Source organism: Micromonospora sp. IBSANI012 (genome assembly GCF_052814045.1).
Window position 1 is genome coordinate 6,431,055 of sequence record NZ_CP199933.1, and the last position, 21,177, is coordinate 6,452,231.

Annotated in this window: 15 protein-coding genes and 3 rRNA genes; 6 read left to right on the forward strand and 12 right to left on the reverse strand. The window is 68.8% G+C overall.

The genetic code is table 11. The annotated features are described in order from the left end of the window. Window positions 1-152: 152 nt before the first annotated feature. Window positions 153-1,961, forward strand: coding sequence for a VanW family protein (locus tag ACTWM8_RS29770; protein ID WP_446211822.1), 1,809 nt, complete (start codon window positions 153-155; stop codon window positions 1,959-1,961). Between the two features lie 64 nt (window positions 1,962-2,025). Here ACTWM8_RS29770 and ACTWM8_RS29775 read toward each other — a convergent pair whose 3' ends face one another. The 6 genes from ACTWM8_RS29775 to ACTWM8_RS29800 form a co-directional block, all read right to left on the reverse strand. After that, complete coding sequence (locus ACTWM8_RS29775) at window positions 2,026-2,652, reverse strand: NADPH-dependent F420 reductase (RefSeq protein ID WP_446211823.1); 627 nt, start codon at window positions 2,650-2,652, stop codon at window positions 2,026-2,028. A 278-nt stretch (window positions 2,653-2,930) separates the two neighbouring features. Continuing rightward, a 5S ribosomal RNA gene (rrf, locus tag ACTWM8_RS29780) occupies window positions 2,931-3,047 on the reverse strand. Window positions 3,048-3,134: 87 nt separating this feature from the next. After that, a 23S ribosomal RNA gene (locus tag ACTWM8_RS29785) occupies window positions 3,135-6,245 on the reverse strand. A 370-nt stretch (window positions 6,246-6,615) separates the two neighbouring features. After that, window positions 6,616-8,132, reverse strand: a 16S ribosomal RNA gene (locus tag ACTWM8_RS29790). Together the 16S, 23S and 5S rRNA genes form the textbook arrangement of a ribosomal RNA operon. A 1,073-nt stretch (window positions 8,133-9,205) precedes the next feature. Then, on the reverse strand, window positions 9,206-9,457 hold the full coding sequence (locus ACTWM8_RS29795) for an SCO4848 family membrane protein (RefSeq protein WP_154941248.1): 252 nt from the start codon (window positions 9,455-9,457) through the stop codon (window positions 9,206-9,208). A 137-nt stretch (window positions 9,458-9,594) separates the two neighbouring features. Continuing rightward, window positions 9,595-10,059 (reverse strand): hypothetical protein, encoded by a 465-nt coding sequence (locus ACTWM8_RS29800; RefSeq protein WP_446211824.1) that lies wholly within the window; start codon window positions 10,057-10,059, stop codon window positions 9,595-9,597. A 283-nt stretch (window positions 10,060-10,342) separates the two neighbouring features. On the opposite strand from ACTWM8_RS29800, the gene ACTWM8_RS29805 reads away from it, so the two are divergent. The 5 genes from ACTWM8_RS29805 (at window position 10,343) to pdxR (ending at window position 15,722) form a co-directional block, all read left to right on the forward strand. After that, a complete protein-coding gene (locus ACTWM8_RS29805) occupies window positions 10,343-10,780 on the forward strand; it encodes a PRC-barrel domain-containing protein (protein WP_446211825.1) in 438 nt (145 codons plus the stop codon). A 50-nt stretch (window positions 10,781-10,830) separates the two neighbouring features. Further along, a complete protein-coding gene (locus ACTWM8_RS29810) occupies window positions 10,831-10,998 on the forward strand; it encodes a hypothetical protein (protein ID WP_446211826.1) in 168 nt (55 codons plus the stop codon). Window positions 10,999-11,092: 94 nt separating this feature from the next. Further along, complete coding sequence (gene trpS / locus ACTWM8_RS29815; protein ID WP_446211827.1) at window positions 11,093-12,148, forward strand: tryptophan--tRNA ligase; 1,056 nt, start codon at window positions 11,093-11,095, stop codon at window positions 12,146-12,148. 289 nt (window positions 12,149-12,437) lie between these two features. Next, entirely contained in the window at window positions 12,438-14,156 is a 1,719-nt protein-coding gene (argS, locus tag ACTWM8_RS29820; protein ID WP_446211828.1) for an arginine--tRNA ligase, read from the forward strand. Between the two features lie 78 nt (window positions 14,157-14,234). Further along, window positions 14,235-15,722, forward strand: a complete 1,488-nt coding sequence (gene pdxR, locus ACTWM8_RS29825; protein WP_446211829.1) for a MocR-like pyridoxine biosynthesis transcription factor PdxR — start codon at window positions 14,235-14,237, stop codon at window positions 15,720-15,722. Here pdxR and ACTWM8_RS29830 read toward each other — a convergent pair. The 6 genes from ACTWM8_RS29830 to ACTWM8_RS29855 are packed head-to-tail and all read right to left on the reverse strand — an operon-like array spanning window position 15,667 to window position 21,130. Continuing rightward, entirely contained in the window at window positions 15,667-17,127 is a 1,461-nt protein-coding gene (locus ACTWM8_RS29830) for a UbiD family decarboxylase (RefSeq protein WP_446211830.1), read from the reverse strand. The two genes, pdxR and ACTWM8_RS29830, sit on opposite strands and share 56 nt — an antisense overlap. Further along, complete coding sequence (locus tag ACTWM8_RS29835) at window positions 17,124-17,489, reverse strand: chorismate mutase (protein WP_446211831.1); 366 nt, start codon at window positions 17,487-17,489, stop codon at window positions 17,124-17,126. Before ACTWM8_RS29835 ends, ACTWM8_RS29830 begins: the two co-directional genes overlap by 4 nt. Next, the gene (locus tag ACTWM8_RS29840) at window positions 17,486-17,833 is read right to left on the reverse strand and encodes a cupin domain-containing protein (RefSeq protein WP_446211832.1); all 348 of its coding nucleotides are present in this window, start codon (window positions 17,831-17,833) and stop codon (window positions 17,486-17,488) included. The genes ACTWM8_RS29835 and ACTWM8_RS29840 overlap by 4 nt, the downstream gene beginning before the upstream one ends. Next, window positions 17,823-18,521 carry a flavodoxin family protein gene (locus tag ACTWM8_RS29845; protein ID WP_446211833.1) on the reverse strand — a complete coding sequence of 233 codons (699 nt, stop codon included), beginning with the start codon at window positions 18,519-18,521 and terminating at the stop codon, window positions 17,823-17,825. Before ACTWM8_RS29845 ends, ACTWM8_RS29840 begins: the two co-directional genes overlap by 11 nt. 58 nt (window positions 18,522-18,579) lie before the next feature. After that, on the reverse strand, window positions 18,580-19,884 hold the full coding sequence (locus ACTWM8_RS29850; protein WP_446211834.1) for a TrpB-like pyridoxal phosphate-dependent enzyme: 1,305 nt from the start codon (window positions 19,882-19,884) through the stop codon (window positions 18,580-18,582). A gap of 28 nt (window positions 19,885-19,912) precedes the next feature. Further along, window positions 19,913-21,130 carry an MFS transporter gene (locus ACTWM8_RS29855; RefSeq protein WP_446211835.1) on the reverse strand — a complete coding sequence of 406 codons (1,218 nt, stop codon included), beginning with the start codon at window positions 21,128-21,130 and terminating at the stop codon, window positions 19,913-19,915. Between the last annotated feature and the right edge of the window lie 47 nt (window positions 21,131-21,177).

The window sequence follows — 21,177 nt, forward strand, 5'->3', positions numbered from 1 at the left end:
CCACGGCGGCACCCGGGCCGGATGACCGGGTCGGCTCCGCCGACACGCGGTGCGCAAGGTGGCCGGCCGCACGGTGTCCACCGGCTTGCGCGTTGGTTACCGTAGACGTCTTCCGGGGGCCCGCAACCCCCATGTGGTACGTCCCGATCGAGGTGGCTGTGACCCTTTACGGCGACAAACGTGTCTCCGACGACCGGCCGACGGTGCAGGTCACCGCGGTGACCTGGCCGGGCGACGAGCCGGAGCCGACCGGCAAGCCCGGCTCGGGCTGGTCCCGGTCGCGCCGGGGCCGACTGCTGCTCGCCGGCGGCCTGGCCGCCGTGGTGCTGGCCGGTGTGGGCGGTGCCGGTGCCTACGCGTACGCCGGGGACGTGCCCCGGGGCACGACGGTGCTCGGCGCCGAGCTCGGCGGCCGGAGCCGGGCCGAGGCCGCCCGGGAGCTGCGCGCCGAGTTGGAGCGCCGGGCAGCCACCCTGAACGCCCCGCTGACGGTGCTGGTGGGGGAGCAGAAGGCGGAGATCAGGCCGGCCGACGTGGGCCTGGCCATCGACGTGGAGGCCACGGTGGCGGCGGCCGCCGAGGCCGACGCGCACCCGGTGAGCCGGCTGCTCGGCTCCCGCACGGTCGACCCGGTGGTCACGGTTGACGCCGACCGGCTGGACGCGGCGCTGCGCGGGGTCGTCGGCAAGCAGGGCCGCGAGATGACCATGCCGGCGATCATCTTCACCGGCACCACCCCGAAGCCGGTGTACCCGAAGCCGGCCCTGTCGGTGGACCGGGAACACTCCGCCCAGGTCGTCACGAAGGGCTGGCTCGCCGGCGAGCAGGTGACCGTGCCGCTGGTGGAGAAGGCCCCGGCGACCACCGCCGAGGAGGTGGACCGGCTGGTCGAGGAGCTGGCCCGGCCGGCGGTCGCCCAGCCGGTCACGCTCACCACCGACAAGGGCACGGTGACCATCCCGCCGGCGGCGATCGCGCGCGGGCTGCGCTTCTCCGCCGACGAGGCCGGCAAGCTGACCCCCCGGGTGGACGTGAAGCGGCTGCGCGCCGCCCTCGGCGACAAGCTGGCGTCGATCGAGTCGCCGCCGAAGGACGCGACGATGACGATCTCCGGCGGCAAGCCGAAGATGGTGCCCGGCCGCGCCGGCCAGCAGCTCGACTCGGCCGCCCTCGCGCGCGACCTGCTCGCCGTCCTACCCAAGGCGGACGGGCGGACGGTCAGCGGCCAGCTCAAGCCGGCCGAGCCGGAGCTGACCGAGGCGAAGCTCGGCGCGCTGGGCATCAAGGAGCGCGTCTCCACCTTCACCACCCGGTTCCCCGGCGGGCTCTCCTCGCCGCGCAGCCAGAACATCGTCCAGGCCGCCAAGGACGTCGACGGCACGGTGGTGAAGCCGGGTGAGACGTTCTCCCTCAACGGCCACACCGGCGAGCGCGGGTACGACCAGGGCTACAAGGACGCCCCGGTGATCGTCAACGGCAAGCTGGTGCCCGGCGTGGGTGGCGGCGTCTCGCAGTTCACCACGACGCTGTTCAACGCCAGCTACTACGCGGGCCTGGAGGACGTCGAGCACAAGCCGCACTCGTTCTACTTCAGCCGCTACCCGGCGGTGATCGAGTCGACCATCTTCTGGCCGGACCTGGACTTCAAGTTCCGCAACAACACCCCGCACGGCGTCCTGATCGACACCTCGTACACGTCGAGCACGATCACCGTGTCGATCTGGAGCACGAAGATCTACGACAGCGTCAAGACCGAGTACGGCCCGCGCCGCAATATCACCGCGCCGAAGACGGTTCACCTCGAGCCCGGCCCGACCTGCATCTCCGCCGTGGGCAGCGAGGGGTTCACCCAGGACGCCTTCCGGGTCATCAAGAAGGACGGCAAGGTCGTCAAGCGGGAGAAGTTCAGCTGGACCTACGACCCCGAGCCCCGCTTCATCTGCGGCCCCGAGCCGTCCTGACCCCGGGCACGACGAAGCCCCGCCGGCTGATCGCCGGCGGGGCTTCGTTCTGTCGTACGCGCGCTCAGGGCCGCGCCGCGGCCAGTCCCTGCCGTACGCCGTCGGCGTCGCGGTCCGTGCCGTAGACGGGGGTGTCGGGCTGCTGCCGCCAGCTCTCGTCGAGGGTGCCGGCGTCGACCGGGTCGAAGCCGAGCGAGTCGACCAGCTCCATCACGAGCTGCTTCGCGTCGGCGTCGTCGGCGGCCACCGGCAGGCCGATCCGGTCGCCGGCGCCGGCCGGGCGGCCGTTGTCCATCAGGTGCTGGGCCTGGATGTTGTTGAAAGCCTTCACCACCCGGGCGCCCTTGAGGTGCTCGGCGGTCCACCGGCTGGAGCTGAGGCTGCGGTCCAGCAGCTCGGCGATGTCGCCGTCGCGCTGCGGGTAGTAGTTGTCGGCGTCGACGACCACCTTGCCGTCGAAGAGTTCCGGGGGGAGCGCGGGGACGGCCAGCAGCGGGATCGCCACGATCACCAGTTCGGCGTCCTGCACGGCCTGCTCCAGCGTGCCCGCGGTGGCGCCGGTCTCCTGCGCCAGGTCGGTGAGGGTCTGCGGCCCCCGCGAGTTGGCGACTGTCACGTCGTGGTCGAGAGCACGCAGCCGCCGGGTGAGCGTCCCACCGATGTGCCCCGAGCCGATGATTCCAATCTTCATGACCACTCCTGCCTCCGCCGGTCCCGACGGTCAGTTCCGGTCGTACGGTGAAACAGGTACCCCGACCGGTCCGCACCGATTGCGGACGAGGCGTACTCCACGTCACGTTTTCCGCCATCACGGCGGGGGACCACGCGGCGGCGCGGGTCCCGCACCGACGGTACCGAGAAGAGGTGGGCCACCCGGGCGATTCGCCGAACGAGGGGCAGGGTGATTTTCGGGGGTGGGTATACCAATCAGGGCCACCCCTTGAAAGGGGTGGCCCTGATCGAATGGTTGTCCGGCGGTGTCCTACTCTCCCACACCCTCCCGAGTGCAGTACCATCGGCGCTGGAGGGCTTAGCTTCCGGGTTCGGAATGTTACCGGGCGTTTCCCCTCCGCCATGACCGCCGTAACTCTATCGACATGTCAAACAACTCGACCAGCAACGCTGGGTGTTGTTCGTTTGTCGGGAGTTGCACAGTGGACGCGTAGCAGCTTTGTAGTCAAGTCCTCGGCCTATTAGTACCGGTCAACTGAACCCGTTACCGGGCTTACATTTCCGGCCTATCAACCCAGTCGTCTAGCTGGGGGCCTTACCCATCCAAGGATGGTGGGATACCTCATCTTGAAGCGAGCTTCCCGCTTAGATGCTTTCAGCGGTTATCCCTTCCGAACGTAGCTAACCAGCCGTGCCCCTGGCGGGACAACTGGCACACCAGAGGTTCGTCCGTCCCGGTCCTCTCGTACTAGGGACAGCCCTTCTCAAGTATCCTACGCGCACGGCGGATAGGGACCGAACTGTCTCACGACGTTCTAAACCCAGCTCGCGTACCGCTTTAATGGGCGAACAGCCCAACCCTTGGGACCTGCTACAGCCCCAGGATGCGACGAGCCGACATCGAGGTGCCAAACCATCCCGTCGATATGGACTCTTGGGGAAGATCAGCCTGTTATCCCCGGGGTACCTTTTATCCGTTGAGCGACACCGCTTCCACTCGCAAGTGCCGGATCACTAGTCCCGACTTTCGTCCCTGCTCGACCTGTCAGTCTCACAGTCAAGCTCCCTTGTGTACTTGCACTCAACACCTGATTGCCAACCAGGCTGAGGGAACCTTTGGGCGCCTCCGTTACCCTTTAGGAGGCAACCGCCCCAGTTAAACTACCCACCAGACACTGTCCCTGAACCGGATAACGGTCCGAAGTTAGATACCCAAATCAACCAGAGTGGTATTTCAAGATTGCCTCCACCCATACTGGCGTATGGACTTCACCGGCTCCCACCTATCCTACACAAGCTAATTCGGATACCAATGTCAAGCTATAGTAAAGGTCCCGGGGTCTTTCCGTCCTGCCGCGCGTAACGAGCATCTTTACTCGTAATGCAATTTCGCCGGGCCTGTGGTTGAGACAGTGGGGAAGTCGTTACGCCATTCGTGCAGGTCGGAACTTACCCGACAAGGAATTTCGCTACCTTAGGATGGTTATAGTTACCACCGCCGTTTACTGGCGCTTAAGTTCTCCGCTTCGCCCCGAAGAGCTAACAGGTCCCCTTAACGTTCCAGCACCGGGCAGGCGTCAGTCCATATACATCGAATTACTTCTTCGCATGGACCTGTGTTTTTAGTAAACAGTCGCTTCCCCCTGCTCTCTGCGGCCATACAACGCTCCACCCGCGTGGGGCTTCACGTCTCCGGCCCCCCTTCTCCCTAAGTTACGGGGGCAATTTGCCGAGTTCCTTAACCACAGTTCGCCCGATCGCCTCGGTATTCTCTACCTGACCACCTGTGTCGGTTTGGGGTACGGGCCGCTAAGAACTCGCTAGAGGCTTTTCTCGGCAGCATAGGATCACTGACTTCACCTGAATCGGCTCGGCATCACGTCTCAGCCTTCATGCACCACGGATTTGCCTATGGTGCGGCCTACACGCTTACCCCGGCACAACCACCGGCCGGGCTCAGCTACCTTCCTGCGTCACCCCATCGCTTGACTACTACCCGCCAGGTTCCCACGCTCACCGACATTGACCCGAAGGTCGCCGCCGGTTTGGGTGGTTAGCACAGCGAGGTTCGTCAGGGTCGCTCTTTCGCGGGTACGGGAATATCAACCCGTTGTCCATCGACTACGCCTCTCGGCCTCGCCTTAGGTCCCGACTCACCCAGGGCGGATTAGCCTGGCCCTGGAACCCTTGGTCATCCGGCGGAAGGGTTTCTCACCCTTCTTTCGCTACTCATGCCTGCATTCTCACTCGTGCCGCGTCCACAACTGGGTCACCCCGTTGCTTCACCCGCGGCACGACGCTCCCCTACCCATCCACACACCTGCACAAGGAATCAAGTCCAAGCGAGGTTGAAATGTGAATGCCACAGCTTCGGCGGTGTGCTTGAGCCCCGCTACATTGTCGGCGCGGAACCACTTGACCAGTGAGCTATTACGCACTCTTTAAAGGGTGGCTGCTTCTAAGCCAACCTCCTGGTTGTCTATGCGACCCCACATCCTTTTCCACTTAGCACACGCTTAGGGGCCTTAGCTGGTGATCTGGGCTGTTTCCCTCTCGACTACGAAGCTTATCCCCCGCAGTCTCACTGCCGCGCTCTCACTTACCGGCATTCGGAGTTTGGCTGATTTCGGTAAGCTTGTGGGCCCCCTAGACCATCCAGTGCTCTACCTCCGGCAAGAAACACGCGACGCTGCACCTAAATGCATTTCGGGGAGAACCAGCTATCACGGAGTTTGATTGGCCTTTCACCCCTAACCACAGGTCATCCCCCAACTTTTCAACGTTGGTGGGTTCGGCCCTCCACGCGGTCTTACCCGCGCTTCAGCCTGCCCATGGCTAGATCACTCCGCTTCGGGTCTAGAGCATGCGACTGAATCGCCCTATTCAGACTCGCTTTCGCTACGGCTCCCCCACACGGGTTAACCTCGCCACATGCCACTAACTCGCAGGCTCATTCTTCAAAAGGCACGCCGTCACCCCGCAAGGCTCCGACGGATTGTAGGCGAACGGTTTCAGGTACTATTTCACTCCCCTCCCGGGGTACTTTTCACCATTCCCTCACGGTACTCGTCCGCTATCGGTCACCAGGAAGTATTTAGGCTTACCAGGTGGTCCTGGCAGATTCACGGCAGATTTCAGGGGTCCGCCGCTACTCGGGAACACCCACAGAAGGTCAGCAACTTTCACGTACCGGACTATCACCGTCTACGGTTGGCTTTTCCACACCATTCGGCTAGCCACTGACTTTGTAACTCCTCGAACAAGTGTCAGCTCGTTCAGCGGGGTCCCACAACCCCGACCACGCAACCCCTGACAGGTATCACACGCAGCCGGTTTAGCCTCGATCCGCTTTCGCTCGCCACTACTCACGGAATCACTAAATTTGTTTTCTCTTCCTACGGGTACTGAGATGTTTCACTTCCCCGCGTTCCCTCCATACACCCTATGTGTTCAGGTGCAGGTGACACCACATGACTGGTGCCGGGTTTCCCCATTCGGACACCCTGGGATCACAGCTTGGTTGACAGCTCCCCCAGGCCTATCGCGGCCTCCCACGTCCTTCATCGGCTCCTGGTGCCAAGGCATCCACCGTTCGCCCTTGACAACTTGACCACAAAGATGCTCGCGTCCACTGTGCAATTCTCAACAAACGACCAACCCACAACCCGATCCGCCCCACACCAGCCCGACCAACCGCCGGCGGTATGCGAGGCCAGGCCATGCCTGGCAACCGTCCCCCACCACAGGTGGGGTCATGGTTCTGAAAGACAACCGATGGTTGTTCTTTCAGGACCCAACAGGGTGCTTTGCGTTCCTCCTCAGCCGCACCAGGACTCCGTTCCCACCACACGAGGTGGCTGTACTAGGTGATCCCGGCCGTTGCCGAGCACGAACTCGCCAGTGTCTCCGCCATTGAGCACCCCACCATCGCATTCGGATGGCGCGGGCTCCTTGCACCCTTTCGGGTGAAGGTGCTCCTTAGAAAGGAGGTGATCCAGCCGCACCTTCCGGTACGGCTACCTTGTTACGACTTCGTCCCAATCGCCAGCCCCACCTTCGACGGCTCCCTCCCACAAGGGGTTGGGCCACCGGCTTCGGGTGTTGCCGACTTTCGTGACGTGACGGGCGGTGTGTACAAGGCCCGGGAACGTATTCACCGCAGCGTTGCTGATCTGCGATTACTAGCGACTCCGACTTCACGGGGTCGAGTTGCAGACCCCGATCCGAACTGAGACCGGCTTTTTGGGATTCGCTCCACCTCACGGTATCGCAGCCCATTGTACCGGCCATTGTAGCATGCGTGAAGCCCTGGACATAAGGGGCATGATGACTTGACGTCATCCCCACCTTCCTCCGAGTTGACCCCGGCAGTCTTCGATGAGTCCCCGCCATAACGCGCTGGCAACATCGAACGAGGGTTGCGCTCGTTGCGGGACTTAACCCAACATCTCACGACACGAGCTGACGACAGCCATGCACCACCTGTGACCGCCCCCGAAGGACCTCACATCTCTGTGAGTTTTGCGGCCATGTCAAACCCAGGTAAGGTTCTTCGCGTTGCATCGAATTAATCCGCATGCTCCGCCGCTTGTGCGGGCCCCCGTCAATTCCTTTGAGTTTTAGCCTTGCGGCCGTACTCCCCAGGCGGGGCGCTTAATGCGTTAGCTGCGGCACAGGGAACCGGAGAGGCCCCCCACACCTAGCGCCCAACGTTTACAGCGTGGACTACCAGGGTATCTAATCCTGTTCGCTCCCCACGCTTTCGCTCCTCAGCGTCAGTATCGGCCCAGAGACCCGCCTTCGCCACCGGTGTTCCTCCTGATATCTGCGCATTTCACCGCTACACCAGGAATTCCAGTCTCCCCTACCGAACTCTAGCCTGCCCGTATCGACCGCAGGCTTGGGGTTGAGCCCCAAGTTTTCACGGTCGACGCGACAAGCCGCCTACGAGCTCTTTACGCCCAATAAATCCGGACAACGCTCGCGCCCTACGTCTTACCGCGGCTGCTGGCACGTAGTTGGCCGGCGCTTCTTCTGCAGGTACCGTCACTTACGCTTCGTCCCTGCTGAAAGAGGTTTACAACCCGAAGGCCGTCATCCCTCACGCGGCGTCGCTGCATCAGGCTTCCGCCCATTGTGCAATATTCCCCACTGCTGCCTCCCGTAGGAGTCTGGGCCGTGTCTCAGTCCCAGTGTGGCCGGTCGCCCTCTCAGGCCGGCTACCCGTCGTCGCCTTGGTAGGCCATCACCCCACCAACAAGCTGATAGGCCGCGAGCCCATCCCAGGCCGAAAAACTTTCCACCCAGCCTCATGCGAGGCCAGGTCATATTCGGTATTAGCCCCGGTTTCCCGGGGTTATCCCAAAGCCTAGGGCAGGTTGCTCACGTGTTACTCACCCGTTCGCCGCTCGAGTACCCCGAAGGGCCTTTCCGCTCGACTTGCATGTGTTAAGCACGCCGCCAGCGTTCGTCCTGAGCCAGGATCAAACTCTCCAACAAAAACTTGTTGAAAACATGTCCTGACAACAAAAGTGTTGCCAAAGGAATCCCAACCAGCCAGACACAAAGCCTGACCAGTCCGGGGTATAAATCATAATTGGCACTGGCTTTTCAAGCACCCTGTTGAGTTCTCAAAGAACAACCACACACCGCCCGGAAACCCCCCGAAGAGGACCCCCGACCCGGGGCATTTTCACTCTGTCGTGACCGCCGCTCTCGCGCCGGGCACTTTTACTACGTTACCTCACCGTCTTCCCCGTGTCAACCGGTGTGTCCCGGTCTACCACGCTTCGTACGGGTTGGCGCCAACGACCGCACGCAGCGGTCACCCGCGGGCGCTTGATCATCGGATTTGACAGGCCGGCCGCTGCGGTCTCCCGCAAGCTCGCCCGGTGCCCTGCCGGTCGACAACCTTACCCGGTCGGTTCCGCCTCGCCAAATCCGCCTCGCAGCGTTTCGGGGGGCACCGCCCGGTCCCGGGCTCCGAGGAGTACCACCCTCGGTGCCGGGAGCTCGTTCCCGCGCTCCGGCCTTCAGGTCTTTCGCCCTGTTTCGTCCGTTCCGCGCTGGCAGAGAGAAAGTTACGCGTCTGCGGGTTTGATCGTCAAATCCGGGGGAAGCGTCCCCCGTCACATCATCTTCCCCCGACTATCCCCGCAGGTCAGGCATTTCGCGCCGGCCCACCGGAGGTCGCGGTCCCCCGCCGACAGGGGTAGCAATGCCCGGTTTGGCCCGAGATTCCGCGACGCCGCTGAAGGCATGGCACCGCGGGTGATCGAGCGACCGGCCAGGCGCGACGTCGCTTCAGCTCGGCATGGGTCCCGGCGCGGCGAGCTCCCCCGGCGCCCGACCAGGCAGCTGACTTCACGGCCGATGGTCTGCCGCTCCCCCAATGGGGAGAGGGACCGGGTGGTTCCGCACCACGGGCCAGGGAAAAGGAGCCGGTGGTCCGCACCACGGAGCTGGCGAAGTGACTGCGCTCCGGGGCTGGATGGGAGGTCGGAAGGCCGCTCGCCGGTCGCCCGGAGCTGACGGGCCGGGGAGCGGCCTCAATCGGTGGGGGACCCGGCCGGTCAGGCGGACCGCCGGCGGGCGGCGAGCCAGCCGCGTACGCCGAGCACGCCGACGGTGGTGCCGATCGCCAGCGACGTCGCGATCAGCAGGGCGTGCACCCAGAGGAAGCCGGTCGGTGTGCCGTCGCCGACCGTGCCGGTCGACCAGGCGCGCGGGTCGTTCCAGATGGCGACCGCGAACCGGGGCCAGATCACCCAGCTCCACACCCCGACCGCCACGAGGAACACCGACCAGCCGCGGGAGAGCACCATGGCTGGTCAGTATGCCAGCGGACGACGCCCGGCCGACCGGTACCCGCAGCTCAGTGGGCCGCCCAACGGAGTGCGGCGGGGCGGCCGCTCGGTCCCCGGAACCCGCGACGAGCACGGACCCCGGGGACCGGGAGCGGTCAGAAGCAGGTGCCGATGCCGCCGATCGCCGGGTTCGCCCGGTCGTGGTAGTGCACGGTGCCGTCCGGGTCGGCCATCAGCGCGCCCCAGATGATGCAACCACCGCGGACGTACGCGCGGGTGGGGCCGGCCGCGTACAGCCGGTTGCCGTCGTCGGTCTGGGTGGGCAGGTACTGGGCGGCGAGGTAGACCTGGGTACGGGTCAGCATGCCGACGTACGCCGCCTTCACCGTCACCGTGCAGCCGTACCCGGTCATCGGGTTGTAGAGCAGGTGCACGGTCCCGAGCCGAGCGCCGGCCGTCTGGTTGCGGATGGGGTCCTGGTCGATCTGGGTGTAGCCGAGACCGCAGAGCGACTGCGCGGTGTACGGGTTGACCGCCGCCTGCGCCGACGCCCCGCCGGCGCCGACGAGACCCACCGCCAGGGCCGTCACGATTCCGATACGCCGAATGGTGCGAAACATCTGCGTCCCCTTTCTCGGTGCTGCCGGATGCAGGACCAGAATCGTCGGCGGCACCCGCCGGACGAATGTGCCAAGTGGACACTGCCCCACCCCGCCGGGTGTGCGTGGAAACGATCACAGCGCCGCTGAGCAGCGGCCGGACGGTGGAGGAAATAGACGCTCGCCGAATATGACGTACTTCGCACCGCGCGCATTCGCGTGAACGAAGAATTGCCGTACCGTTTCCCGCGCGCGCGGGCGGGGCACTTCCTGGTGGACGACGACGAATCGGAGGTGTCCGCAGATGCAGCCGTTCAACCCGTGGACCTGGCGCGATCCGGCGGCGCTCGCCGGCGGGTACGACCGGGCGGACCCCGGCGCGGAGCCCCGGCGGCGGACGGAGCACGACGGGCCCGACGCTCCCGGCCCGGGGACCCCGGTGGACCTGGTGGGCTACCGGGTGGAGGCCACCGACGGCCGGATCGGCGCGATCGACGAGGCCAGCGACGACGCCGACGCCCGCTACCTGGTGGTGGACACCGGACCGTGGATCTTCGGCCGCAAGGTGCTGCTGCCGGTGGGCACCATCGCCCGGGTCGACCACCTGGAGCGGGTGGTGCACGTCGACCGCACCCGGGAGCAGGTCAAGGAGTCGCCGGCCTTCGACCCGGACGCGTTCGGCGAGCCGGACTACCGCCGCCGGGTGGGCAGCTACTACGAGGAGAGCTACCGCAAGGGCTGACCCGATCGGCCGGGCCCCACGATCCGCGTCGGTGCGGTTACCGTGGACACATGGTCCGGCCGGTCATCCTCACGCCGGAGGCCGTCGACGGCCTCCCGCGTGACCTCCTGCCGTCCTTTCCGAGCGGCCCCGGCGACGGCCGGGAGCGGATCCTCGACGTGCTTCGTGCCGGTGGGTTGCGGTTCCGCGCCGGCGCGCGATGGCGGTTCGTGCTCTGACGAGCCGACCCCACCGACCCTCAGGCGACCACGCCCCGGGTCGATCCCGCGCGCGTGCGCGTCCCGTCAATCCTCGGCACGAAAGGCCATCACCATGTCCGTTGCACGGATGCTCACCGGGGACCGCCCCACCGGGCGGCTGCACCTCGGTCATTACGTCGGCAGCATCGCCAACCGGGTGGCGCTGCACCGGCGGTACGAGAGCTACTTCATCATCGCCGACCTGCACATGCTGACCACCCGCCACCGCCGCGAGGACATCGCCCAGGTGTCCCGCAACGCCCGGGAGATGGTCACCGACGTCCTGGCGTGCGGGGTCGACCCGGCCCGGGCGACGTTCTACCTCCAGTCCGCCATCCCGGAGGTCGGGGACCTGAACACGCTGTTCCAGAACCTGGTGACCGTGCCGCGCCTGGAACGGGTGCCGTCGGTGCGGGAGATGGCAAGGGACGCCGGCCGCGCGGAGATCCCGTACGGCCTGCTCGGCTATCCCGTACTCCAGGCGGCGGACATTCTCTGCGTGAAGGCGCAGGTGGTGCCGGTCGGCAAGGACAACGCGGCGCACGTCGAGGTGACCCGCGAGATCGCCCGCCGCTTCAACCACCTGTACGGCGAGGTCTTCCCGGTGCCGGAGATGATCGCCTCCGACACGCCCACCCTGGTCGGCACCGACGGCCAGGGAAAGATGAGCAAGAGCAGGGGAAACGCCATCGCGATCGCCGACGACGCGGCGACCGTGCGCCGCAAGGTGATGGCCATGTACACCGACCCGAACCGGGTCCGCGCCGACGTGCCGGGCACCGTCGAGGGCAATCCGGTCTTCGCGTACCACGACGTGTTCAACCCGGACCGCGCGGCGGTGGGGGAGCTCACGGCCCGCTACCGGGCCGGGCGGGTCGGCGACGTCGAGGTCAAGGAGGCCCTGGCGGCGGCGCTGAACCGGTTCCTCGATCCGATCCGGGAGCGCCGCGCCCGGATCGAGGCCGACGCCGGCCTGGTCGACCAGCTGATCGTGGACGGCACCGAGCGGACCCGTGAGCAGGTCCGCCGGACCGTCGTCGAGGTCCGCCGGGCGATGGGGCTGACCGGGGCGTACCAGCAGGTGCGGCGCCGGGCCGAGCGCGCCCGCAAGGCCGCCGCCACTGCCTGACGGCGACGGTACGGCCACCGGGCCGGCCGGGGAACACGGTGTACGCGTCGCCGGCCGGCCCGCTAGGCTCTCCGACATGACCAGCGCGCCTGCCCACACCACCGGACCGTCCTGTGACGTCCAGGTCGGTGCGGAGCGACGCCGGCGATCCGTCGCCCGCCCGCGCTGACCATTTCCCTGCGACCGGCGGATCGAGCCGCCGGTCATCGCCGATCGTCCTCGGTCCGCCCGCATCCTCCCGTGTCCAGATCCGCGTGACCGCGCGGATCCGAGCGAGATCGGCGTACCCATGGATCTTGAAAGGCTGCTCACCGACCGGCTGGCGCCGGCGTTCGCGACCGTGGCCGGCGGCCCGGTCGACCCCCTGGTGCGGCGCTCCCCGCGCGCGGACTTCCAGTCCGACGCGGCGCTGGCGCTGGCCCGGCGGCTCGGACGCCCGCCACGCGACATCGCCGCGGCGGTGCTGGACCACGCCGAGCTGGACGACGTCTGCGCGGCCGCGGAGGTTTCCGGGCCGGGCTTCCTCAACCTGACGGTGGCCGACCGGACGCTGGCCGCGCTGGTCTCCGGGCTGGCCGGCGACGACCGGCTCGGCGTGCCGGTGGCGCCCGCGCCGGAGACCGTGGTGGTCGACTACTCGGCGCCGAACGTGGCCAAGGAGATGCACGTGGGGCACCTGCGCTCCACGGTCATCGGCGACGCCGCGGTCCGGCTGCTCGACTGGCTCGGACACCGGGTGGTGCGGGTCAACCACCTGGGGGACTGGGGCACCCCGTTCGGGATGCTGATCGAGCACCTGGTCGACCTCGGGGAGGCCGAGGCGACGCAGGAGCTGTCGATGGGCGACCTCGACTCGTTCTACAAGGCGGCCCGGGTGAAGTTCGACGCCGACGAGGCGTTCCGGGAGCGGTCGCGGCAGCGGGTGGTCGCGTTGCAGGGCGGCGACGAGCGGACGCTGCGGCTGTGGCGGCTGCTGGTGGAGCAGTCCGAGCGGTACTTCCTGACCGTGTACGAGCTGCTCGACGTGACGCTGACCCGGGACGACTTCCGGGGCGAGAGTGCCTACAACGACCGGCTGGGCGGGGTCGTCGACGAGCTGGACCGGCTCGGGCTGCTGCGCGCCAGCGACGGCGCGGACTGCGTCTTCCCGCCCGAGTTCACCGGCCGGGACGGCGAGCCGTTGCCGCTGATCGTGCGCAAGGGCGACGGCGGTTACGGCTACCCGGCCACCGACCTGGCGGCGCTGCGGCACCGGACCGACGACCTCGGCGCGACCCGGCTGCTCTACGTCGTCGGCCTGCCGCAGCGGCAGCACTTCGCGATGGTCTTCGCCGTCGCCGAGGCCGCCGGGTGGCTGCGCCCGCCGACCCGGGCCGTGCACCTCGGCTTCGGCTCCATCCTCGGCTCCGACGGGCGGATGCTGCGCAGCCGGGCCGGCGGCTCGGTGAAGCTGGTCGGGCTGCTGGAGGAGGCGGTCGCCCGGGCCACCGAGCTGGCCCGGGCCAAGAACCCCGAGCTGGACGCCGAGGCCGCCGCCGAGATCGGCCGGGCCGTCGGCATCGGCGCGATCAAGTACGCCGACCTGGCCACCGACCGGGCCCGGGACTACGTGCTGGACTGGGAGCGGATGCTCTCCCTGGACGGCAACACCGCGCCCTACCTCCAGTACGCGTACTCGCGGATCCGGTCGGTGTTCCGGCGGGCCGGGACGGACGTGCGGCCGGACGCGGAGATCCTGCTCACCGAACCGGCGGAGCGGGCGCTGGCGTTCGAGCTGCTCGGCTTCGCCGGGGTGGTCGCCGAGGTGGAGCGGACCCTCGAGTTCCACCACCTGGCCGGCTACCTGCACCGGCTGGCCAGCACGTTCAGCGCCTTCTACGAGCGCTGCCCGGTGCTGCGCGCCTCCGGCGAGCTGCGGGAGAGTCGGCTGGTGCTCGCCGACGTCACCGCCCGGACGCTGCGGCAGGGGCTGCACCTGCTCGGCATCCGGACCGTCGAACGGATGTGACCGGGTGCCGCGCGGCTAGACTCGGAGCGGCGTCGATCGGGGGAGCGTGCGCGGGTGGGTTCGTCCCAGCTTCTGATCGTGCTTGACCGCGACAGCACGATGCCGTTGCAGCAGCAGCTCTGCGAGCAGATCAGCGGGTCCGTCCGGGCCGGACGGCTGCGCCCCGGCGACTCGGTGCCGCCCAGCCGTGAGCTGGCGCACCAGCTCGGCGTCTCCCGCACGGTGGTCACCCGGGCGTACGAGCTGCTGCGGGCCAACGGGGTGCTGACGTCCCGGCGGGGATCCGGCACGCGGGTCGGCGGCACCCTGCCCGAGCCGGCGCCGCCCGCCGGGCGGCCCGACCGGGCCCCGCTACGCCCCGAGCCGCCGTTGCCCACCGACGACGGCAGTCCGCTGTGGAAGCCGTGGGAGCCGGCCCCGATGCAGCAGCCGGGCGGGGCGTACGACTTCCGGCACGGCACCCCGGCGCTGGCCAGCTTCCCGGTCACCCGATGGCGACAGTCGCTGGCCGAGGCGGTCAGCCGGGCCGACGTCGCCGCACTCGGGTACGGCCCGGCCGAGGGTTCCCCGGCGCTGCGCGCCCAGATCACCGCGCTGCTGCGGCGCAGCCGGGCGTTCGACGCCGCCCGGGAGCACACGCTGGTCACCAGCGGCGCCACCCAGGCGATGGACATCCTGGTCCGGCTGCTGGTCGGCCCGGACGACGTGGTGGTGATCGAGGATCCGAGCCACACCGTGCTGCGGCAGATCTTCGGCTACTCCCGGGCTGCGGTGGTGCCGGTGCCGGTCGACGCGGAGGGGTTGCGGGTCGACGACATCGAGCAGTTGGTCCGCGCCCACGGTCACGACCCGGCCCGGGTACGCCTGATCTACGTCACCCCGTCGCACCAGTTCCCGACCGGGTTCATCATGTCCGAACGGCGGCGGCGGGCGCTGCTGCGCTGGGCCCGGGAGCATCGGGCGACGGTGCTGGAGGACGACTACCACAACGAGTTCACCTTCGCCGCCGAGCGGCTGCCGGCGCTGGCCGCCGACCCGCAGGACGCTGACGTGGCGTACGTCGGCAGCTTCAGCAAGACCCTCTTCCCGTCGCTGCGGATCGGGTACACGGTGCTGCCGCCGCACCTGGTCCGGCCCTTCCTCGGGATCAAGTGGATCACCGACCGGCTGACCCCGACAGTGCCCCAGGAGGCGCTGGCCGAGTTCATCGCCTCCGGCGCGTACGCCCGACACATCGGCCGGATGGACCGCCTCTACCGGCAACGCCGCGCCCGACTGTTGGAGGCGCTCTACGAGCACTTCGGCGCCGGGGTGCGGATCTCCGGCGCGGCGGCCGGGCTGCACGTGCTGGTCACCCTCGGCGGCGCGCCCGACACCGCCGAGGCGGAGATCGTGCGCGCCGCGGCCACCCGGGGCGTCCGCGTCTACCCGGCCTCGGGCTACTTCGTGACCGAGCCGCCGACCGAACCGACCTTCCTCATCGGGTACGCGGCGCTGCCCACCGCCCGGATCACCGAGGGAGTGGCGCTCCTGGCCGCCGCGGTACGGGAAGTGACGGCTCGGTGAACCGGGGGCGGCGGAACCGACTCCGCTGCGCGTACGGCACGGTGCAGTCGAAGACGGCCTTCGCGGTCCGCCCGTCGGCGGAGATCGCCCGGGAGTAGCCCGTGTGCTGGCTCGGATCGAGCGGGAAACCCTCCCGGTCCGGCAGCACGCGCAGGTCCTGGTCGGCCTGGAACCGGGTCACCATCGCCCACCACAGGTCCTGGTCCGACTCCACGTCAACGTCCTCGTCGACGCAGAGCACCAGCTTCGCCATCCGGAACTCCTCCACCACCGCCTCGGCGGACGCGAGTACCGCCGCGTCGTCCCCGGGATCGCGCTTCGCCGGCCACTGGAGCACCACCATCAGCTGGCCGCCGCCGGCGGTGTGGCAGTTCACCGCCCGTACCGGGGTGCCCCGGCGGTTCAGCAGGTCCAGCACCGCGGCCTCCATGCCGAAGCCGAGCAGCACCGACTGTTCGTGCCCGGGGCCGGAGACCGCCTGGAAGATCGGGCTCTCCCGGGCGGTGACGGCGGTGACCCGGACCAGCGGCAGCGACGGGTGCGCCCGGCCCTGGTAGCCGAGGAACTCCGGGGTGGCCACCTCGCCGTGCCGGCTCTCCGGCGCCCGCTCGGCGAGCAGCTCACCCTCCAGCACGTACTCGGCGTGCGCGATGAACTCGGCGTCGACCGTCCGGCACGGCAGCAGCTCCACCGGTTGCCCGGCGAGCGCGCCGGCCACCGCCAGCTCGTCGACGCTGGGCGGCACCAGCGACGTCGGGCAGCAGGACGACAACAGCACCGCCGGGCCGAGCCCGAGGTGGATCGCCACCGGCAGCGGACGGCCCTGGCGCAGGGCGGCCTGGTGGGCGAGTTCGAGGTCGCGTCCGGGGACCATCCAGATGGTCAGCGTGTCGGGGCCCTGGACGCACATTCGGTGCACGGACAGGTTGCGGACCCCGGTTTCCGGGTCGGTGGCGAGCACTGCCCCCAGGGTCAGGTAGGGCCCGGCGTCCTCCTCGGTGAGGACCGGCACCGGCAGCGCGGTCAGGTCGAGCGGGAGCGTGCCGCGCGGCCAGCGGGCGGGGTCGGTGGCGGGCACCGGCGGGCGAGGCGCGGCCACCGCCGCGAGGAGCCGCCGCGGCAGCTCGGCCGGGGTGCAGCCGAGCAGGCCGGCGGCCCGCCGACGGGTGCCGTAGAGGCCCATCAGCACGGCCCGGGCCGGGCCGTGGTCGGGCCGTACCCGGTCGAAGAGCACCGCCGGGCCGGGGCCGGTGGGCGGCGCCGCGGGCGCCCCGGCCCAGCGGGCGTAGTGGGCGGAGACGCCGTACCTGGCGGGTAGTTCCGCGCCGACCCGGACCAGTTCGCCCGGCAGCAGGTCGAGGGTGGCCAGGGCGTGCCGCAGGTCGACCGGCGGGCGGGCGGTCATCGCTCCCCCGCCGCCGGCTCGGCGCGCCGGGCGTCCATCATCTCGAGCTGCATCCGGGTGAGCTCCTCGATCAGGGCGCGGTACGTGCCGACCGCGACCGCCGGCGGCATGCCGTGCCGTTCGGCCAGGTCGTGGACCCGGTCGAGGACCTGGCGGACCCGGTCCGGCGACCGTACGGCGGCCTCGTCCGTCTTGTGGACGGTCAGCTCCCGGACCACCCGGGTGCGCTCCGCCAGCAGCTCGACGATGCGCTGGTCGAGCCCGTCGATCCGGGCCCGGAGCGCGGCGATCCGGGTCGGGCCCTCGGCGGCGCCGGCCGGCGTGGAGCCGGCCGGTGCCACGACCGGGTGCTGGTCGCTCACGGCTGGGGAACCTCGTCAATCACGAAGACGACGGTGGGCTCGGCGTGGCTGCCCTGCGACCGGTGCTCCTCGTCGTCCGGGATGACGAAGCCCATGCCGGGGCGGCAGGGCACCGACCGGTCCTTGAAGTGGATGGTGAACTCGCCCTGCAGGACGTAGCCGGTGTGGCCGCGCAGGCACCACTCGTGCTCGTCGAAGCCGGGGGGCAGCTCCAGCAGGCGGAGCCGGCGGCCCCCGACGTACGCGATCTTGACGCGACCCTCCGCGCCCGGCTTGTTCCACTTCTCCCACTCGGCCCCGGGGAAGTCGATGCCGACCGGCGGGGCGACCTGTTCAGTGGACAATTTCGATATCTCCTCTGTTCGGGACGGATCCGCTCCGGCGAGGTCGCGGAATGCGCTCGTTGGGGTCCCGCTGCGGCAGCACCGGACCGCCCGCGACACGCTGGTGCCGCTTGAGCAGCTGCACCATGTCGAGCATCCGGTGCACCATCCGCTCCAGCGCGTCGACGCCCTCGGTGTCGGTGAGACCGGGCGTGCCGGTGGTGTTGCGCAACAGGACGGGAAAGCCGCTGCCGACCAGGATCATCCGGTTGAGCAGCAGGTTGTTCACGATCTGGTTGTGCACCGAGGAGTCGCTGTACCGCCGTCCGGTGACGATGATGCCGCCGACCTTGTCGGCCAGCGGACGGGTGAAACGCAGGTAGCCGACGCCGACCCGTTCGATGAAGACCTGCATCAGGTGGGCCAGGCCGAACCCGTGCACCGGGGCGGCGTAGATCAGCCCGTCGGCCCGGACCATCTGCTCCACCAGGGCGGGGACGTCGTCGTCCACCTGACAGGGCGTCGTACGGCTGTTGCAGTCGCCGCACGGGCTGCACGGCGAGATCCGGTGGTCGCGCAGGCGGATGGTGCGCAGGGTCGCACCCCGCTCCGCGATCAGGCGGCCGGCGTGCTCCACGGCGATATCGGTGTTGCCGCCCGCCCGCTCGGAGCCGTTGATGGCGAGGATGGTCACTGCTTCGCTGTGCATGGCAACCCCCGTTGCTCGTCGTCGAGGTGGGCGCCGCACCGCGCCCACCTCGGCGAGATCAATCCGTCAGCTTTCCGGCGAAGTAGTCGATGTACGCCTGCATGTCGAAGTGGCCGTGCCCGGAGAGCGAGAAGACGATCGCCTTCGACTCGCCCGTTTCCCGGCAGCGCAGCGCCTCGTCCACCGCCACCCGGACGGCGTGGGTGGACTCCGGTGCCGGCACGATGCCCTCGCTGCGGGCGAAGAGCACGCCGGCCTCGAAGCAGGCCGTCTGCGGCACCGCCCGCGCCTCGATCAGGCCGATGTCCCGCAGCGCGCTGACGATCGGCGCCATGCCGTGGTAGCGCAGGCCGCCGGCGTGGATCGCGGGCGGACGGAAGTCGTGGCCGAGGGTGTGCATCTTGGTCAGCGGGGTGAGGCCGGCGGTGTCGCCGAAGTCGTAGTCGTAGCTGCCCTCGGTCAGGGACGGGCAGGAGGCCGGCTCGACGGCGACGAACCGAACCGTCGGGCCGCCGTCGAGCTGCCGGCGCAGGATCGGCAGGGCCAGCCCGGCAAAGTTGGAGCCGCCGCCGGCCGCACCGACCACGATGTCCGGGTAGTCGTCGGCCATGTCGAGCTGGAGCAGCGCCTCCTGGCCGATGATCGTCTGGTGCATCAGCACCAGGTTGAGCACCGAGCCGAGGGCGTACTTGGCCGCGCCGCCGCTGTGCAGCGCCGCCTCCACCGCCTCGGAGATGGCCAGGCCCAGGCTGCCGGTCGAGTCCGGGTCGGCGGCGAGTGCCGCCCGGCCGGCCTCGGTACGGGTGCTCGGGCTCGCGGTGACCGACGCGCCGAACGTCTCCATCAGGCCCCGCCGGTACGGCTTCTGGTCGTAGCTGACCCGGACCATGAAGACCTCGCACTCGAGGTCGAAGTAGGCGCACGCCATCGACAGCGAGCTGCCCCACTGCCCGGCGCCGGTCTCGGTGGTCAGCCGGGTCACGCCGTCCTGCTTGCTGTAGTACGCCTGCGGCACGGCGGTGTTCGGCTTGTGGCTCCCGGCGGGGCTGACCCCCTCGTACTTGAAGTAGATGCGGGCCGGGGTGCCGAGGGTCTGCTCCAGCCGGCGGGCCCGGACCAGCGGGCTCGGCCGCCACTGCCGGTAGATGTCGAGCACCGGCCCGGGGATGTCGACGTCCCGCTCGGTGGAGAACTCCTGGGCGATCAGCCCGGCCGCGAAGAGCGGTTCGAGGTCGGCTTCGGTGATCGGTTCCCGGGTGCCCGGATGGAGCATCGGGGGCAGCCCCTTGGGCAGGTCGGGAACCACGTTGTACCAGGTGGTCGGGATGTCGCTGTCGGGCAGGACGAACTTCGTCGCGGTCATCGGTCTCTTTCGGTGAGGGGTGGACGGATCAGGGACGGGCGGTGGCCGGTTCGGTCGCGGCCGGCAGCGGCCGGGCCGTGGGTCGCACCCGCAGCGCTGCGAAGGCGACGACACCGACCACCGGTGTCAGCAGGAGGAGCAGGAGGACGGGACGGTGCCCGTGGGCCTGCCAGACGAAGCCGAGGCCCATCGGTACGACGAGCCGGGCGGCGCTGAGCACGAAACCGTTGAGGGCCATGAAGCCGCCGACCCGCCGCTCCTCCACGTGGTCGGCGATGTACGTGGGCACCACCACCGAGGCGATGATCTCCCCGACGGTCCAGACCGCGGTGGAGAGCAGCACGGCGGGCAGGGAGAAGCCGACCACCAGGATCGCCATGCCGGTCGACCAGAGCAGACCGGCCGCGATCAGGAGGGTCCGGGTCGGGTACGCCTTGATCCGCTTCTCGATCAGCATGCCGACGCTCACCACGACCAGACTGTTGATCGTGTAGACGGCGCCCACCACGGCGACCGAGGAGTGCAGCACGGTGGTGACCGCGAGGGGCAGCGTGTATTCGAGGCCGATCAGCGGTGCGACGTAGCAGAAGGAGACCAGCACCAGCACCGCCACGTCGAAGTCCCGCAGCAGTCCGGCCCGCCGGGTGGTCGCGGTCGGCACGGCCGCCCCGCGCCGGGTGTCCGCCGGTACGCAGATCCGGATGGTGGCCGCCGCGATCAGGCCGAGCAGGATGTCGCCGGCGAACATCAGCTGGTAGGAGTACGCGGCCGCCAGACCGCCGAGCAGCGGGCCGACCCCCATGCCGAGGTTGTTGGCGATGTAGCTGACCGTGTACGCGAACGGCCGCTGGTCGGGTTCGGCGAGGTCGGCGATCAGCGTGTTCGCCGCCGGGGCGAACATCCCCATCCCGACCAGCGCGACGAAGAGCATGGCCGCGTACGTCCACGGTGGCCCGTCGAGCACGGCCAGGCCGAGGTAGCCGGCCGCGTTGAGCAGCAGGCTGGACACCAGCGCGGCCCGCCGGCCGGCCCGTCCGCAGACCGGGCCGCTGAGCAGGCTCCCGACGAGCAGGCCGGTGCTGCCGACGGAGATGAGCACCCCGGCCTCACCGGCACCCAGGTGCCGGCTCTGCACCAGGTAGACCGCGAGCAGGGGGAAGACGAACATCCCCGCGCGGTTGATGAAGGACGCCAGGACCAGCATCCGCAGCGGGCGCGGCAGGGCCTTGAAGCGGTTCAGCCACACGGCGTCGGTCTCCTTCCAGGGTGGTGGGGCGTACGCGGGACCGGCCG

Bases quoted from the DNA above. Each gene is read 5' to 3' on its own strand.
- ACTWM8_RS29800 (WP_446211824.1), bottom strand. From the start codon at position 10,059: ATGTTTCGCACCATTCGGCGTATCGGAATCGTGACGGCCCTGGCGGTG.
- ACTWM8_RS29805 (WP_446211825.1), top strand. From the start codon at position 10,343: ATGCAGCCGTTCAACCCGTGGACCTGGCGCGATCCGGCGGCGCTCGCC.
- ACTWM8_RS29845 (WP_446211833.1), bottom strand. From the start codon at position 18,521: ATGCACAGCGAAGCAGTGACCATCCTCGCCATCAACGGCTCCGAGCGG.
- ACTWM8_RS29830 (WP_446211830.1), bottom strand. From the start codon at position 17,127: ATGACCGCCCGCCCGCCGGTCGACCTGCGGCACGCCCTGGCCACCCTC.
- trpS (WP_446211827.1), top strand. From the start codon at position 11,093: ATGTCCGTTGCACGGATGCTCACCGGGGACCGCCCCACCGGGCGGCTG.
- ACTWM8_RS29775 (WP_446211823.1), bottom strand. From the start codon at position 2,652: ATGAAGATTGGAATCATCGGCTCGGGGCACATCGGTGGGACGCTCACC.
- argS (WP_446211828.1), top strand. From the start codon at position 12,438: ATGGATCTTGAAAGGCTGCTCACCGACCGGCTGGCGCCGGCGTTCGCG.
- ACTWM8_RS29850 (WP_446211834.1), bottom strand. From the start codon at position 19,884: ATGACCGCGACGAAGTTCGTCCTGCCCGACAGCGACATCCCGACCACC.
- ACTWM8_RS29810 (WP_446211826.1), top strand. From the start codon at position 10,831: ATGGTCCGGCCGGTCATCCTCACGCCGGAGGCCGTCGACGGCCTCCCG.
- ACTWM8_RS29795 (WP_154941248.1), bottom strand. From the start codon at position 9,457: ATGGTGCTCTCCCGCGGCTGGTCGGTGTTCCTCGTGGCGGTCGGGGTG.